A 17,688-nucleotide genomic window follows, 5' to 3' on the forward strand; every position below is an offset into this window, starting at 1 on the left:
TTGCACGGTTTTGCTGTGCTTTATGCAGCTAAGTTAAAAGAAATGTTTGGCATTTTTAATGCCTTATTCTTTGCTGAGGAGTCTAACAAGCTTACCCTTTAGGGTGATTGATCTTGATCACTTTATGAGTATATGTGAAAGAAAGCTACAAAACGCAGCGATTCATTAACTTCCCATTGATGAATCGTGTAATTAGTTTTCACAAATTGACGTTTACCTATCTTCTTCGAGCCTTTGTCGTCATGGCTCGAGTTCAATACTCAATTCTTACTGAGTTATTTCACTATTACTTGCTTCCCAACTGTTCCGAGTGAAATGCTTACAATGTAATAACCTTAAAATAATTGTGCCTTACGGTGTGTATGTAGTGTTGAGCGTGCAGATTATATTTTGCAGATCTCGGCGTATCTAAGTTCACAAAACTTGTTTTTCTTGTGAGACATCAAGCTACGTGAATCTCATTTTGATTAACTTTATTTAAACAATGTAAGGGGTGTAATTGCAGCTTATTGATAGAACTCATTCATTAAATTGAGGCGAAAACGCTACCTTTTGCATAATAAGTCAGAGTGAATCGCTATTTATTCCAATTTATCAGGTTAATAATTTGTTGCATGTTGTTTCGTGTGGTGCTAGTTTGTATCGCATGAAAAGGTCGGAGTACCTTGCATTTTCACAAACTTGGGAGAGAAAGCGCATGAAAGATGTACCAGCGCTGGACATAAAGGATCTACACAAAACGTTTGGTCAAAATGAAGTTTTAAAGGGAATTTCACTTTCTGCGCATAAAGGCGATGTTGTATCGATTATCGGATCTTCAGGGTCGGGTAAAAGTACTTTCCTTAGATGTATCAACCTTTTAGAGACACCAACTGCAGGCGAGATTTGGGTTAATGGCGAATTAATTCAAATGAAAAACAACCGCCAAGGCGTATCTGTTCCTGCCAACGAAAAACAAGTACAGCGTATCCGTTCACGCTTAGCGATGGTTTTTCAAGGCTTCAATCTTTGGTCTCACCTGACCGTTCTCGAAAATGTTATCGAAGCACCCGTTCACGTATTAGGTGTACCTAAAGCTCAAGCGATTGAAAATGCAGAACTACTACTTAAAAAAGTAGGCTTGTATGAGCGCAAAGATTACTACCCAGGTCATTTATCCGGTGGACAACAACAACGAGCGGCAATTGCTCGAGCGTTAGCGGTTGATCCGGAAGTGATGCTGTTTGATGAGCCAACATCAGCACTTGACCCTGAGTTAGTAGGGGAAGTACTCGGTGTAATGCGAGATCTAGCAGAAGAAGGAAGAACCATGCTTGTGGTAACACATGAAATGGCTTTTGCTCGTGACGTATCAAACCATGTGATGTTCCTGCACCAAGGTCTAGTGGAAGAACAGGGCGATCCAGCTAAACTGTTTACGGAACCTGAATCTGAACGTTTACAACAATTTATCTCATCGATTTATTAATCAGAATTGAAACGCCGTTGCCAACGGTAAACAGCGACGGTGTGAACAATAAAACACAACAAGTAAGTTAATAAGCAACAACAAACACAATATTAAAACTAGCAAAACATAAAAACCTAAATCACAGGAGTAGGGATATGAAAAAGTGGTTATTAGTCGCGGCACTTGCTGCAACTGCTGCAACGGGCGTAGCTCAAGCAAAAGAATGGAAAACAGTACGCTTTGGTATTGAAGGTGCTTACCCTCCATTTAGCTGGACAGAAGCTGACGGGTCACTGAAAGGCTTCGATGTCGATATGGCTAACGCACTTTGTACTGAAATGCAGGTGCAGTGTAAGATCGTTGCACAAGACTGGGATGGTATCATTCCTTCTCTACTTGCTCGTAAATATGATGCGATCATCGCGGCAATGTCTATCACGGAAGAGCGTAAGAAAAAAATCGACTTCACTGGTAAATACGCACTTATCCCAAACAAGTTCATCGCTAAGAAAGGTGCAGGCCTTAACTTTGATGATCTAAGCGGTCAAAAGATTGCAGTTCAACGTGCAACAACTCACGATAAATACCTAACAGACAACTACGGCGATACAGTAGAGATCGTTCGTTACGGTTCATTCGACGAAGCTTACCTTGATCTAGCAAACGGTCGTGTTGCTGCTGTACTAGGTGATGCATCTGCTCTAGAAGAAGGCGTGCTGAACAAAGCTGGTGGTGAAGACTACGAGTTTGTTGGCCCCTCTCTAACGGATCCTAAGTGGTTCGGTGAAGGTATGGGTATTGCTGTTCGTAAGCAAGACAAAGATCTGACTAAGCAATTAGATGCGGCAATCCTTTCACTACGTGAAAAAGGCATCTACCAAGATATCGCGGCTAAATACTTCAACTACGACGTATACGGTCAGTAATCTTTAGCGTCAATTCTTAAGGGAGAGGTTCTCCTCTCCCTGTCTTACCAACTTTTTCGCAGTTCTGTTGGAATCCATTATGTTTGATTTACAAGGATATGAAGCGTCGATCCTGAAAGGGGCGGTGCTCACAATCGAAGTTGCCTTGCTGTCGCTAATTTTAGCTATGGTTCTTGGTATGCTAGGTGCCTTAGCAAAACTCGCGCCTTATCGCTGGGCTCGTGCTATTGCAACCCTCTACACAACCGTCATTCGAGGCATTCCAGATCTCGTACTGATGATGCTGATTTTCTTTGGTGGACAAATCCTTTTAAACAACAGTTTGTATTCCATCAACGAGTGGCTCAACGAGTGGTTTGCATCCAGTGATCCTAACCACGAATGGACCGCTTACTTACCTGATTATATTGATGTCAGCCCATTTGTTGCTGGTGTCTTAACCATAGGCTTTATTTTCGGTGCCTATATGGCAGAAACGTTCCGTGGTGCCATCATGGCTGTCGACAGCGGTGAAATGGAAGCGGCAAAAGCTTATGGTATGAGCCCTGTAAAGGCGTTTCACCGCATACTGCTACCGCAGATGATTCGTCACGCATTACCGGGTTTTGGGAATAACTGGCTGGTATTACTTAAAACCACTGCGCTGGTTTCGATTATTGGCCTAGAAGACATGGTACGTGTTAGTGCACTGGCGGCGGGTTCAACCAAAATGCCATTCACTTTCTACATGACTGTGGCGATTATCTTCTTATTCTTCACCAGTGTTTCAACGGGCTTACTTAAGCTGGTTGAACGTAAATTCAGTATCCACGCGAGGTAGTTATGGACTTTTCATTGATAATTGAAAGCCTGCCGATTTACCTTGGTGGTTTATGGACAACGGCTTGGATGGTTTGCGTTGCTTTGATCATTGGCTTATTCGTCGCCATACCACTAGCTATCGCTCGTAACAGTCCAAATATGCTGATTAATGCTCCGGCTTGGTCATTCATCTATTTCTTCCGTGGTACGCCATTACTGGTTCAGCTGTACCTGATTTACTACGGTATGGACCAATTCTTCCCAGTGAAAGACACATTATGGGAAAACGCATGGTTCTGTGCTTTGGTGGCATTCATTCTTAACACGTCAGCTTATACCGCAGAGATCATTCGTGGTGCGATTAACGGCTTACCTAAAGGTGAAGTCGAAGCAGCAAAAGCTTACGGCATGAGTACACCGAAGACTTACCGTCGTATCATTTTACCAAGTGCTCTGCGTCGCGCATTGCCGGCTTACAGTAACGAAGTCATCTTCATGCTTCACGGCTCTGCGGTAGCGGGTATCGTAACCATTATGGACTTAACCGGTGCTGCACGTTTGGTTAACTCACGTTACTACGCTCCATTCGAGTCTTTCCTAACGGCAGGGCTGTTCTACATGGCGTTAACGTTCATCATCATCGCGATTTTCAAATTCGCAGAGAAACGTTTCCTTGCTTACCTAAGACCACTTAGCTAATTGCACGGTATTCACACAGTTAACAAAACGGCGCTCATTGAGCGCCGTTCTTATTTAGGGTTTGTATAGGAATTAGTTGAGTAGCTCTTTGAAGCAAAAAGGACTTATTACACAAGCAATAAGTCCTTTAACTTTGTTTCTGATTTACTAGTTCAAAAAGCAATTAAACTTCATTAACGCCAATGAAATCACCATCAAAGGATGCATCAGTGTAGATGATGACTTCTTTGCCTCCTTTGGTGAAGCTATAAGCGGTAATCGTTTCAGTTCCATCGAGTCCAAGTTTATCTTGCATATCTTGGTCTAGCGTCACTGATGTTGCGGTTTGGTATTGGAATCCTTGAAGATGACTAGCGTCGATATCTTCAATTCCTAAAGCAAAGAATTCAGCAACTTGGTCGTCGTTCTTTGCTCTATTACCATCAAGGTCATGGTTTTGATTGAAGGTTTTACCTAGAGAAATAGTCAGTTTGTCATTAGCTGAGTCTCCCCCTATGACTGCTTCAAACCCATTGATGTTTGACCCCTTCGACATGTCGATATCGACACCACCAGGGTCATTGGCGACCAGTACATCGAACCCTTTACCACCATGGATCAAGGCGTCGTCAGCATCATAAATAACGGTGTCATTACCTGAGCCAGCTTTTATAATGTCGCTGCCTTCACCACCATCGATAATGTCATCCCCTTTACCGCCTTTTAAGGTATCTTCGCCTTCGCCGCCGGCAAGAACATCATCACCTTTGCCGCCTTTTAAGACATCGTCACCACTACCTCCAATCAGTGTATCGTCGCCTTTACCACCTTTAATTAGGTCGTTGTCTGCGCCGCCATCTAACCAATCATCACCTTTACCTCCGAGTAGTGTTTCTACGTCAGCTTCTAGCTCAACAGTGGTAACTACATCATCAAAGTCACTGTCACCACTGCCTGGATTGTCATTAAAGTGTTGGTTACCTTCACCAGCAACACCGCTATAGCCCGGAGGTGTATCAACCTGCAGATTGAAAACAACAGATTGAAGGTTATCTCCGGCTACGACAGAGATATCTTGGTCGGTGTTGGATTGAGTTTGTACTGATGAATCATTTTGGAGGTCTTCAACATTGAAAGAAAGACTGCTGCCGTCGGTCACGCCTTTATCACCGCCGTCGGGGACAATAAAGAAGCCAAGCGTTTCAATACTGTCGTCGACAGAGACTTCAAAGCTTGGTTTCTCTTGACCCGCATTATCTAGTGCTGCGTGAACATCTCCCCACACAACGTCTATATTTACACCGCCTTGATCGTCGACAGTATAATAACCATATGAGTTATTGTAGCCTGCCTCTGAGCTTTCCAAAGTGATTGAGAGAGTTCCTGAGTAATCATTGAGAGAGTAAGTACCGTCGTCATTTAAGACGAGTGAGCCATTGCTGTTGTGACCGCCCAGAATAACATCATTGCCGTGACCACCAACGAGGTAATCTGTACCATCACCACTCAACTCTAAAGAGTCGATAGAGGTAACGAAGTAATCACTGGAATCATCAGCGGTATTGTTACTATTTTTATCGAAGGCTTCACCTACAGCAGTGAATTGGATTTCATCAAATGCTTTAAAACCTGTATCTACAGGTGAAATGATAAGAAAACCGTTGTTGTTTGATGTACTTTCAGAAAAGTCATCTTTCACTAAATCGTTAGCAGTAAAGTCGCCTTCAGCAACAAGAATACCTTCACGATAAGCAGCCCAATGTCCTGTTTCATGGACTCCGCTCCCTCCTTCATTTAGGTACAAATTGGAGATGCCGACTTTCGCTGCCATGGTATGTTCATCAACGGAAACCGACAACATTTCAGATCCGTTTGTTGTTCCGTCTGGGTTATATGAGAGTCCTATCTGAGCACTCACACCACTTTGAGCTAAACCAACTACACCATAACCCGTGCCACCAGAGCTCACTCCTCCATTAGATTCGGAGACGTCAGCTTCGCTGCCATCTGGGGCATAAGCTGAAAGGTTATCGTTGTCGAGCGCGACATTATTACTGTCTTCGTCACTGTAGGTATTGTCAAAATCTAGGAAAAATTCGCCTTGCTGTTCATCGTAATAGAGAGGATTAAAGTTATCGCCGATAATGATGTCGTCGCCTTTACCGCCACGGATCAAATCGTCTCCGGAAACGGAAGTTTCATCCCAATTACCATTTGTGTCACGAGGTGTACCATCACCAACTAAGAAGTCGTTAGCCTCGTATTGATACATTTCAACATTAGCGATGAGAGCACCGTAAGTATCTTCGCTAGTATCTGTTTCTGTGGCTCTGAAAGAAAGGGTGTGGTCTCCAGGTGTCAAATCAACGTTGAGTTTTGCGGTGTACCATTGATGCTCATTACCGATTCCGTTGTTATCGAATTCGGCCACAACCTCACCATCAATTAGAACTTGAAAAGGGCTAGTATCAGTTTCACTGCCTTTATGTCTATTAGCGTATTCAAAAGTTAACTGGAATGTACCACCACGGCCAATTGCGTCGGGCTCAACAGTGAAGACGGTAGAAGCTGTCGTATTCGTTTGGTCGCTGCCAATGCCATTATGGTTATGAGAATCAAGTTCAAGTACATTGCTGGTAGGGTGGTCGCCGGATGGAGCGCCACCAACACTCTGAAACTGAACTTCCATTAATCCTTCGGGGGTGGCATCGACGCCATCGTTGTCGTTGTCTGCTTCCCAGCCGTTAAATGAAGAGTAGGTTCCCCAACTTCCACCTAAGCCAGGCCCTCCAGCACTAGTATCTGATTGATCAACTTGAAAATTACCATTGGTGATTAGATTGTCCCCAGCGACCTTGGCTCCTCTGTCGCCGTAGATCACATCATTGTTACCACCACCTTCAACGTAATCATTACCAGAACCAGCCACAATGACATCATCGACATTATTCACGATGTCGGAGTCTCGGGCTCGAATAGATTCAGGCATACTTAATGTGCCTGATTCATCTTTTGCGTTGATAGAGTGATTCCATGATTCAACAACGTCATTGCCGTCACCAGCTAAAATCGCATCTGAACCGCGGCCAGAGGCTATAAAATCATCACCGTCTTTGGCTTTGACAATATCGTCTCCTTTCCCTGCTCTAATGGCATTGTCACTGGTGTCTCCAAGAATAATAGGGTTGTCGTTACCGTTTTGGGACTGGTCTTGACTTGGAACAGCAACCTTATTTCCGGCCTCTTGGGCTAATGTTCCAGTTACATTATTTGTTAATTGAATAGCCATTGCTATCATCCTCTGATATATCGGTTTGATATAAGAGGCAGCCCAGCCATCTCGGCTTCATCCCTGAGATCTGGAGCTTTCCGTCCTCACCTCACGATGAGTTTGGCTTTATCTTCTTTGTGCGCTTGGTTAAATTTCTCTCATTGCCTTATAGGCGCTCACAGAGAGTGGGTTGAGTAGATACTCGAGCGGTGTTTGTTGCTCAAGTAATATCATCACTTCTGCGGGCATGCCCGGGTACAATGAGATGTTTTCTAATGCTTCTAGCTCAGACTTATCTAACGATACTCTCGCTAAGTAAGCAGAAGATCCTGTGGCTTGATCGCTAATGCGGTCAGCCGAAATATGGACTAACTTTCCACGAATCGGTGGTGTTTTACGGAAACTGTATGCGGTCAGTCTTACTTGGGTATCCAACCCAATTCGTAAGGCTTCAATGTCTTCTGGCTTGACTAACGCTTCTACAATCAACTCGTCATTTTGCGGAACCAATTCCATTAAGGTTTCACCGGGTGGAACAATGGCATTTTCGGAGACCACATTAAGTCCAACCACCACACCACTTTGAGGTGCTCTTATTTCAACCCGGGTAAGAATATCTTGAGCATTGACCATAGCTTCTCTGGTTTCATTCAGCTTTCGTTCTAAATCTTGTATCTCTTCGCCGAGCGTTTTGGCGTAAGTATAATCCGCGTTGATCAGCTCTAATTTCGCTTCGGCGATGGTGCGCTTGGCGTGTCCGATTCTAGCTTTGAGGTCAGCAACGTTACCTTGTAATTGAGAGCGTTCTCGCTGTAAATCCAATAAGCGAGATTTGGATGTGTTACCGGAAACAAGCAAATCTTGGTGCATTTGTACCTGTTCTTCTAAATACTTCAGGCTTCGATTTCCGGCTAAGAATCGTTGTTGGAAGCCTTGCAGATCAAGTTTTGATTGCTCGACTTTTTGCTGTAACACATCGGATTCACCGGATTTTAACGATTGTCTTTTGCTGAAAAGTTTACTCTGCGTATCAAGTAAGCTTGATACGTTTGGGTCACTCATAAGGGAGAGTAATCTCATATCAAATTGAATTTCTTGATGACTCGCTAACTCTGATTGTAAGCGGTTCAGCCGCGCTAAATCACTTTGCCACTGAGCTCTTAGCCTTAGAAGCGATGCTTGAGCTTGTGTGTGACTTAACGTGATGAGCAGTTCGTCTTTTTGAACATGGTCGCCGTCAGAAACATGGACGATTTCTACAATCCCGCCTTCTAAGTGCTGAATGGGTTTTCGCTTTGATTCTACGATAATCACGCCTGGCGCAATGGCAGCAGAAGAAAGCGGGGCTAGGTATGCCCAAGCAGCAAAGCCACCAAGAGTAGTCACAAGAACTAACCAGATGAACACCTGTATTTTGAATGTAGAAAAGATCAGTTTTCTACCATCGTCGAAGTGAATACCTTTATCGTCATGATGAATACTAGCCATTCGACACCTCCGAGGAAGCGACATTGAAGAGCGACCGGACAACTTTACTCGCTTCGCCTGCTTGCGTTATCTGGCCGTTTTTCAATTCAACAACCCAATCGACATGTCTGAGTAAGCTTGGGTTATGCGTTACCATCACGACAGAAATGGATTTCTCTTTCGCCAATTGTAATAGCGAAACAAGAAACTCTTCGCCTTCTTTGTCGAGATGGGAATCAGGCTCATCAAGCACGAGTAGCTTAGGTGAGAAAACCAATGCTCTTGCGATGGCAAGTTTCTGGGCTTGTCCACCAGATAACTGATGACCAAAAGAACCGATAATCGTTTCATATCCATTCGGTAAGGCGACAACAGCATCATGCACACCGGCTTGAATAGCGGATCTGACGATTTGGCTATCCGTAACGTTGGAATCAAATCGGGCGATATTTTGTTTGACAGTGCCATGTAAAAAGTCGATGTGCTGAGGAACATAACCGACGGTGTGTTTGAACTGATTCAGATTCCACAACTCAACATTGAGTCCATCGATAGAAATGCCACCTTTTGAGGGCGATATGCCGTTAGTGATCATTTTGCAGATGGAAGACTTACCTGACCCGCTAGGGCCTATCAATGCGACTCGATTTCCTGATTCCAGTCTTAGCTTCAAACCATTAAGAGTCGGCTTGTTAAGTTTTTCAGACGCGAACCATGTGACGTTGTCGATGACCAGATCACCTTTAATTGTTTCCAACTCGGTTCGCTCGGTATGTTTAGTATGAGAAGCAAATTCCTTAGCTAAGCGTTTGTTTGCATCCAAACCAGTTTTCCATGCTTGAATACCACTAGAGAGCATCTCAATTGGCTGGAGTGCTCTCGCCATTAGGATTGAACCCGCAATCATTCCACCAGCAGACATGGCATTTTGAATGACTAGACTTGCTCCGACAGCCATGATGATGAGTTGAAGGACCATACGTATGTAACGAGAAAATGCACTCAGTGAACAGGTGGCTTGATCTAAATGGCTTCGAGACCAGCTCTTCTCCGCCAATATTTCTTGGTAGGTCTTACTTAAACCTTGTTGTTGATGTTGGCTAAAGATCGTGGCGTGTTTTTGAAAGCACTCGTCGTTTTTTCTTTGTGTTGCGAGCTGGCTTAAGTAAGTGGTTTTAAAGTGCTTAGATTTAACCCAATGAGAAAGCAATGTTGTCATGAGAATAAAAACAACGGCACCCACACCGACTAATCCTATATATGGATGAATCGCAAACATAATAATAAGAAACAGGGGAGTGAACGGCAGATCAAACATGACAAAGTAGGCTGGAGAAGAGAGTAGGCTCTTTACCTCACTTATATCGTTGAACAGATGTTTTTCTTTTGATTTCGATGAGAAGGAGGTTTGTTCAAATAGCTGCTGAGACGCGATAAATTCAAATTTGATCGCTTTCTTTTGTGCATACTTGGCTCTAGACGCGTCAAGGAACGCTTGGGCTGTAAGTAGGAACACAGCAATGAAAGCCAAGAATAGAAGCGTATCTAAACTTTGACTTGAGAGGACTCGATCAAACACTTGAAGGCTGAATAAGGGAACGACTAACATCAATACGCTGATCGCTCCGCTGACCACCATCATCGGAAGTAAACTACGCAGATTAATTGGATTTATACCGGCCCAAGGCTTTGCGTCCATACAAAACTCTCTCCATTGGTTGTCCAAATAGTATAGATGGGCAGTGGCGAGAATGTGAACTATCTCAAGCTTTTTGAGTGGATTTGAGCTAAGTAAAAAAAATGCACAAGCTAAACAAAAGCTTGTGCATTTTTGATTTGAAATTTAATTTGGATTTTATTTAAACGTCGACCAAATCGGAGCGTGATCTGACGGTTTTTCAATGCCGCGTAGCTCGTAATCGATGCCAGCTTCAGTACACTTATCGGCAAGCTTTTGAGTCGCTAGGACTACATCAATACGCAGGCCGCGGTTGTCTACGAAGCCTTTTGAGCGGTAATCAAACCACGAGTATTGATCATTCACTTCAGGGTGCAGTAGACGGAAGCTATCCACAAAACCCCAATCCATTAGAGTTTTTAGCCATTCGCGTTCTTCAGGTTGGAAAGAGCACTTACCGGTTTTCAACCAACGTTTCGCATTAGGTTCACCAATGCCGATGTCTGCGTCGATAGGGCTGATATTAATGTCGCCCATCACAATCACTTGCTCATCTTTGTTGTGATAGTCGTTTAGGTAAGTCATTAAGTCTTTGTAGAACTGGCGTTTGTATGGGTATTTGGTTTCATGCTTGATGTTATCCCCTTGAGGGAAGTAGCCATTTAGCACGGTAACCTTTTCACCATTTTCATCTTCAAACGTCGTCATGATCATGCGTTTTTGATGATCTTCATTATCTGTTGGGAAACCCTTCTGCACAGAGATAGGCTCTTGCTTACACAACATTGCCACACCGTAGTGGGCTTTTTGACCGTGGAAGTAAACCTTGTAGCCCATTGCTTCAACATCAGCAATTGGGAAGGCTTCATCGTGCACTTTTATCTCTTGCAGACCAATCACGTCAGGTTGGTGTTTGTCGATAATAGCTTGCAGTTGGTGAAGGCGGGCTCTAAGACCGTTGATGTTGAAGCTAATTACTTTCATTTGTTTTTATACCTCTCGTAAACCTTTGTCACTGCTTGTCTTTAAAGGTTTTTGATTTGGTGGATTTCATGGTTCATCGTATTTAACCATGCTTGATAATTTCTGTCGCCACTTTGTAGAGACAAAATGGCGACATTAAATGATGTGAATATTTACAGTTACGTAGAATCTATTGAGTCTTTAGTAAATCCAAAAAGAACGCGTATTCAAGTGCGTCTTCTTTCAATCGTTTAAATCGACCAGAAGCGCCACCGTGACCGGCTTCCATATCGGTTTTGAACAGCAACACGTTGTTGTCTGTTTTCATCTCCCGTAACTTTGCGACCCATTTCATTGGCTCAAAGTATTGCACCTGTGAATCATGGAGGCCTGTTGTCACCAACATGTTCGGGTAGTTTTGTACCTTAATGTTGTCGTACGGTGAGTACCCCAGCATGTAATCGTAGTAGGCTTTATCGTTCGGGTTACCCCATTCGTCATACTCGTTGGTGGTTAGAGGAATCGATTCATCGAGCATGGTTGTCACAATGTCTACAAACGGAACATGTGCACCAATACCACGGTACAGTTCTGGTGCTTGATTGATGATTGCACCCATCAATAGACCGCCAGCAGACCCCCCAACGGCGAACACTTTATCTTTCGCGCCGTAGCCTTCTTCAACAAGCTCTTTGGTTACATCAATAAAGTCGTTGAACGTGTTTTGTTTGGTCAGTTTTTTGCCATCTTCATACCAAGGGCGACCAAGCATTTCTGAACCGCGGACATGTGCGATGGCATAAACAAAACCTCTATCCAGTAGGCTTAGGCGAGTTGAGCTGAAGGTAGGTTCAATCGTAGAGCCGTAAGACCCATAGCCGTATTGGTAGATTGGGTTAGTGCCGTCTTTCTTAAATAAGTCTTTACGATAAACCAAAGAGACAGGAACTTGCTTACCATCGCGAGCCGTAATCATGATTCGCTCTGATTGGTAGTTATCCGCTTCGAAATCACCTAATACGGGTGTTTGCTTCATGAGCTCGGATTCACCTGTACTTAGGTCGAAATCATAGTAAGTACCTGGCGTGGTTAAGCTGCTGTAATAGATACGAACTTTTGCGTTATCTAATTCATAGTTACTCGTTAGGTAAGCGGCAAATGCGGTGTCGTTAAATTCAAGTGGAAACTCGTGGCCTGTTGAGAGTTGGCGAACTTTCACTGTAGACAAGCCATCCGCGCGTTGCTCGTAGACAAGATGGTCATCAAACAACTCGAAATCTACAAGCTGAGTATTATCGTCTGCTGGGATGACATCGACCCATTTTGAGCGATCATGCATCTCTTCAGCTGTGACTTTCATTAAACGGAAATTGACCGCTTGGTAGTTGGTGTAGATGTAATACCAATCACCTAGCTTAGCGATGCTGTACTCTATGCCGGTCTCTTTTGGGTAGAAAGCCTCAGCTGTAGCCTCTGGGTTGTTGGCATCGATGACTGAGACACCGCTGGTTTCTGTGCTCGAATGCCAAATGTAGACCTGTTCACCATCTTTGCTTTTACTCAAAGAGGTGTAGTAAGCACTATCGGTCTCTTCGTAGATTAACTGATCGCTTGCTTGAGCGCTGCCTAAAACGTGGCGGTAAACTTGATAACCTAGCAATGTTTGTGGATCTTTTTTGATGTAGTAGAAGGCTTGGTTGTCGTTCTGCCACGCGATAGCACTTGAAGCGCCTTCAATTTCATCTTTTAGGTATTCACCTGTCGTGAGGTCTTTAATCTTGATGGTGTAGATTCGGCGGCTTAGCGTATCTTCGCCATAGGCCAACAAGTTTTCGTCTGGGCTGATCGTTAAGCCACCAATACTGAAGAATTCATGCTCTTTTGCTAGCTCGTTTACATCTAAGATGACTTGCTTGTCTGTGCCTAAAAAGTTTTTTTCACGCAGGTGAACTGGGTATTCGTTGTCGCCTGTGACCTTATTCGAGTAGTAGTAACTGCCTTTGCGAACCGGTACCGAATTGTCGTCTTTCGCGATTCGGCCTTTAATCTCTTCAAATAATTGTTTTTGTGCTGCTTCTGTATGTTTCAACACCGTATCTGCGTACTGATTCTCTTGCTCAAGTTGTTGCAATATCTCTGGATCTTGGCGTGCATTATCGCGCATCCAATAGTAATCATCGATTCGGGTTTAACCATGAATCGTCATTGCGTGAGGGACTTTCTTAGCAACGGGTGCTTGGGTTTGCTGAGCAACGAGCTGTGATTGAGAGTAGTGGTTAATGGTTGAGATTCCTTGATTGCTGCATCCGGCGACAAGCGCTATTGATACGGCTAATGTGGTTAAAGCGATACGCATCTGTATATCCTTAGTGTGTACCTTACTCGTTTTAATGCCAGCATCCTTTGTTGTGAGAGTTCAGGTACATTGGTGTTCTTCCAGTGATATTATTTATAATTGGATTCTGGATATGCACCTTCATCGTAAGTGTCTGTTATTGTTTTCAAAAAATCAAAGCAATGTTAAATGAAATTACTGATACGTGAGAGTGGAAGGAATAAATGTGCAACAAAAAGGGACACACTTTTCAGTATGTCCCTTTCCTTTGTTTAGCAAGATTCGAGTTTTACGTTAAATAGCCAATGGCATTTCGTTTGAGTGGTCAGGTTTACGATTAACCCAACGTAAACCAAGCATAGCGATGAATGACATAGCAATCATCAGGCAACCGAGTGGCAGTTGGTCTTGAGCTGGGAAGAACGATGCCAATAGTGTTGAGATGCCAGCACCTAGGTTTTGCATACCACCTAAAATCGCACCTCCAGTACCAGCGTGGTACGGGAATGGCGAAAGTGCCCCTGTTGTTGCTGCTGGGAATAATATGCCAGCGCCCAAGAAGTAAATTGTGGCACCGCCAATCAAAGTTAATGCTGTTGTTTGACCAAACAGACCCGGTATCAATACCACTGTTGAGCCTACCAATATCGCAACCAGACCAACATTCAATGCACGGCACTCAGAGCGACGTTGTGCGATGTAACTAGATAAGCCTGCACCGACTAAGTAACCTGGAATAGGCAAGACAAACAGCAAGCTTACTGTGGTTGCCGGTAAGCCAAGTACGCCACCAAGCAACACACCTGCCGCTGCTTCAAATACGGCTACACCAGCAAAGGTTGCGACTAATACCAATAAGAAACCTTGGAAACGTTTATCAGACAGAACGAACTTGTAGCTGTTGGCAACCGATTCATGCTTGCGTCGTTCTTTCGGCAGTGTTTCCATCATGCTCGTCATCATAGTGATCACAACAGCAATACCAAACAGCGCGAGGAATAAGTAGCTAGAACGCCAGCCGAAAACTTCTGTTAGGTAACCACCCAGTACAGGAGCCATCAATGGTGAGAAAATCACACACATGCTAATCAAGCTGTTTGCACGGTGCAGCTCTGCGCCTTCAAAACAGTCGCGAGTCAATGTACGAGACATCGCACCACCACAACCGATGCCCAAACCTTGGATAAAGCTGCCCGCTAAGAACCATTCATATTCGTGAGCGAACAATGCTACCAAAGTACCGATGATGTAGATGATCAAACCAATCACGATGATCGGTTTACGACCTAGGCGATCTGAAAGTGGGCCGTAAACAAATTGCGACAGACCATAAGGGATCAAGTAACACGCCATCACTGCCTGCAGTGAAGATGCCGAAACTAAGAACTCACCTGCCATATGACCGATAGAAGGCACGTACATCGTTTGAGTCATTTGACCTACGGCAGTCAGAATAGCGATTAAAAAGGTAAGTTTCGCTAATGGAAACGAGGCGGACATTTGCGTATCTCTCCAAAAATTAAGACGTAAAAAGCCTTAGCGCTCCATTAAAGGAGAGCCAAATGAATAAAGTGTTCAGGGAATCTAGGCGCGAGATATTAGAGCTTGATTGCGGGCTTAGCAATCAAAAAGTGTGAAGTTGAGCAAGATAAAAATCTATAGCTTGGATTATAAAAACTAATCCGAAATTGCTGCATTTTAAAGAGGGAGAGGGTGGAGTGGGCTTCCTTTAAATATCGATGTTCTGGCTATGTCCAAAGCGCTAAAACCTAAGCAACACAGCCAATGATTATATGAGTACATCATTTTAAATCACAGAAAAAAGGAAGAAAACACGCGCTATTAACATTTGTATAAACTTTCGTTTTATATGTAAGCAATTTGTGCTGTAATTATCCGCTAAGCTATTCGTCTAACTTGTTTACATTTTGTACAGCAATTCGTTGTCGATGTGATAGTTATGGTTATGGAAGTCTTTTGGCTTAAATAAGGATATTAAATGCGCTCTCTATCGGTACAGTGGAAAATAACCCTCTTAGCAGGTTGTTGTTTAATCATTACGTCACTGTCTCTTATTGGTTTCTCGATCTACAACGCAACGAGCAATCAACAAGTCATCAAATCTCAAAGTTCAGAATCAGTTATCAATAAAACTCAGCAGTTGCTGGCGTCTGTTTCTCAGCTTAATGCTCAAGAAACTCAACGTTATGTAGACGAAGCTATTTACCGCGCAGAGATGCTTGCGGCCAGTGCTCAGTTTCTAAAAAACAATGCGGACGAAAACTTTACGCCAAGTGAAGAGCTTCGTACCGCCTTGGATGAAATGGTTCGTCGCTCGGTTCTAAATTTCGACTCTATTCAAGGTGCGTATCTAGTTTTCAAGCCTGACTTGCTCGATAGTGAAGATGCGAATTATGTCGATGCTGATTATGTTGGTTCTAACGAAAAAGGTCGTTTTGCTCCTTACTGGAAGGTGGCAGATAACGGTGAAAATGTTCTAGCGAACGTTCTTTCAGAATCTATCTTGAATGATGACAGCAATAGCGAACGTTTTTACTGTCCTTTGTCTTCAGGGCAAACGTGTATTAGTACACCGAGAGTCGTGAACAGCGGTGGTGTAGCACTACTTACGTCCTCTATTTCAGTCCCTATTTTGGTTGACGACGTTGCTATTGGTTTTCTTGGTATTGATCTAAGACTTGATGGTTTAACCAGTGTGATTACTCAATCTGACCAGAGCTTGTTTAACGGTGCGGGTAAAGCTTACGTGGTTAGTCTAGATGGTTCGGTCATCGCTTCTGATGATTCAAGCATTGCAGTCGGTTCAACTTTCCAAAGTGGCAATACAAACAGTGATTTAATGACCGACTTTATCTTTGGTGGTGAAGTGACAACGCAATGGAGCGAGAACGGTGAGTGGTTACTTGCCTTTGCACCTGTTGTTGCAGCTAACCAAACTTGGGGGGTGTTGTTTGAGATCCCAAGAGACAGTGTCGTCGCTGACGCAAATAAATTGGATTCCATCATTAGCACTAAGCTAAGTGAAGGCATCAAAACAGAAGTGATCGCCGGTACAGTGTTTATTATCTTTGGCTTAGCCATTATCGCGTTTGCCTCGTTGTCTATTGTGAAGCCGATTCGTCAGGTTGTGGAAAGGTTGAATGACATCGCTTCAGGTGAAGGTGATTTGACGCAGCGCTTGGAAGTGAAGTCTCAAGATGAAATCGGTCAGTTGTCAAAAGGATTTAACCTGTTCCTAGATAAGCTGCAACACACAATCAAAGAAGTCATTCACACCACAGAACAAGTGGCAAATACTACCAGCCAAGCGAAAGCATCAGCATCAAGTACTCGTGAAAGCAGCGAGTCTCAATTTAAAGAAGTGGATCTAGTCGCGACAGCGGCCGAAGAGATGACTCAAACTGCGGGCTTAGTGGTACAAAATGCAGAAGTGGCCGTTGATGCAGCGTGCGAAGCGAATCGTTCTGCTCAACAAGGGCAACAAGTCATCGAACTTTCAGCAGGTGAAATGAGAAAGCTGGTGGAGCGTATGTCGAGTGCTGTTCCTATTGTTGAAGAATTGGCAAAAAATAACGGAAACATCACCGAGATCTTAAGTGTGATTGAAGGGATCTCTGAGCAAACTAACTTACTGGCATTGAACGCGGCGATTGAAGCGGCTCGTGCTGGCGAACAAGGTCGAGGTTTTGCTGTTGTTGCGGATGAGGTAAGAAACCTCGCAAGTCGCACCCAGTCATCGGTTGGTGAGATCAGAGCGGTGATCGACAAGGTTCATGCTGGAACTCAAGATGTCGTTGAAGCAATACAAGAAGGCAATATCCTAGCTAACGATACAGCACTACACGTTCAGAAAGCAGTTGAAGATCTGGGGTCGATCTTTACTTCTATTGAGGCGATCAGTGATATGAACAGTCAGATCGTTCGAGCAGCCGAAGAGCAACAATCGGTTTCCGGTGAAGTAAATCAAAGCGTGGTTAATATTCGCGATTTGAGTGCGAAGATCTTGGAGCAAGCCGCGGCTTCTGAGCAAGTCGGCAATGAAATTGACCAACTGTCTCAACAACAACAGAAGTTGGTCAATCAGTTCAAGGTATAAGC

General features: G+C 43.8%; 10 protein-coding genes, 1 pseudogene and 1 riboswitch. Of the genes and pseudogenes, 5 read left to right on the plus strand and 6 right to left on the minus strand.

Annotation, left to right across the window (positions count from 1 at the left end; genetic code table 11):
• Nucleotides 1-697: 697 nt before the first annotated feature.
• The 4 genes from AB6D58_RS02695 (at nt 698) to AB6D58_RS02710 (ending at nt 3,876) form a co-directional block, all read left to right on the plus strand.
• Complete coding sequence (locus AB6D58_RS02695; RefSeq protein WP_004736532.1) at nt 698-1,468, plus strand: ABC transporter ATP-binding protein; 771 nt, start codon at nt 698-700, stop codon at nt 1,466-1,468.
• A 137-nt stretch (nt 1,469-1,605) separates the two neighbouring features.
• Nucleotides 1,606-2,376, plus strand: a complete 771-nt coding sequence (locus AB6D58_RS02700) for an ABC transporter substrate-binding protein (protein ID WP_017062125.1) — start codon at nt 1,606-1,608, stop codon at nt 2,374-2,376.
• Between the two features lie 79 nt (nt 2,377-2,455).
• Nucleotides 2,456-3,196 (plus strand): ABC transporter permease, encoded by a 741-nt coding sequence (locus AB6D58_RS02705; RefSeq protein ID WP_017062124.1) that lies wholly within the window; start codon nt 2,456-2,458, stop codon nt 3,194-3,196.
• 2 nt (nt 3,197-3,198) lie between these two features.
• Entirely contained in the window at nt 3,199-3,876 is a 678-nt protein-coding gene (locus AB6D58_RS02710) for an ABC transporter permease (protein WP_017062123.1), read from the plus strand.
• Nucleotides 3,877-4,039: 163 nt separating this feature from the next.
• On the opposite strand, the gene AB6D58_RS02715 is transcribed toward AB6D58_RS02710, so the two are convergent.
• The 6 genes and pseudogenes from AB6D58_RS02715 to emrD all read right to left on the minus strand — a co-directional run bounded on the left by AB6D58_RS02715 (nt 4,040) and on the right by emrD (nt 15,069).
• Nucleotides 4,040-7,144, minus strand: a complete 3,105-nt coding sequence (locus AB6D58_RS02715) for a hypothetical protein (protein ID WP_372051813.1) — start codon at nt 7,142-7,144, stop codon at nt 4,040-4,042.
• Between the two features lie 33 nt (nt 7,145-7,177).
• Nucleotides 7,178-7,261, minus strand: a riboswitch (cyclic di-GMP riboswitch).
• Between the two features lie 12 nt (nt 7,262-7,273).
• Nucleotides 7,274-8,614: an HlyD family type I secretion periplasmic adaptor subunit gene (locus tag AB6D58_RS02720; protein WP_017070029.1), complete on the minus strand. Its 1,341-nt coding sequence runs from the start codon at nt 8,612-8,614 to the stop codon at nt 7,274-7,276.
• Entirely contained in the window at nt 8,607-10,292 is a 1,686-nt protein-coding gene (locus tag AB6D58_RS02725; protein ID WP_372156461.1) for a type I secretion system permease/ATPase, read from the minus strand. The genes AB6D58_RS02720 and AB6D58_RS02725 overlap by 8 nt, the downstream gene beginning before the upstream one ends.
• 156 nt (nt 10,293-10,448) lie before the next feature.
• Entirely contained in the window at nt 10,449-11,255 is an 807-nt protein-coding gene (xthA, locus tag AB6D58_RS02730) for an exodeoxyribonuclease III (RefSeq protein ID WP_372156463.1), read from the minus strand.
• A 169-nt stretch (nt 11,256-11,424) separates the two neighbouring features.
• Nucleotides 11,425-13,515 (minus strand): annotated as a pseudogene (locus tag AB6D58_RS02735) (S9 family peptidase).
• A gap of 348 nt (nt 13,516-13,863) precedes the next feature.
• The gene (gene emrD / locus AB6D58_RS02740; protein ID WP_372156465.1) at nt 13,864-15,069 is read right to left on the minus strand and encodes a multidrug efflux MFS transporter EmrD; all 1,206 of its coding nucleotides are present in this window, start codon (nt 15,067-15,069) and stop codon (nt 13,864-13,866) included.
• Nucleotides 15,070-15,568: 499 nt separating this feature from the next.
• On the opposite strand from emrD, the gene AB6D58_RS02745 reads away from it, so the two are divergent.
• Nucleotides 15,569-17,686, plus strand: coding sequence for a methyl-accepting chemotaxis protein (locus tag AB6D58_RS02745; protein WP_017070026.1), 2,118 nt, complete (start codon nt 15,569-15,571; stop codon nt 17,684-17,686).
• Nucleotides 17,687-17,688: the final 2 nt, after the last annotated feature.

Origin of the sequence: Vibrio sp. 10N.239.312.D08, assembly GCF_041466145.1 — a bacterium.
GTDB lineage: Bacteria > Pseudomonadota > Gammaproteobacteria > Enterobacterales > Vibrionaceae > Vibrio > Vibrio crassostreae_C.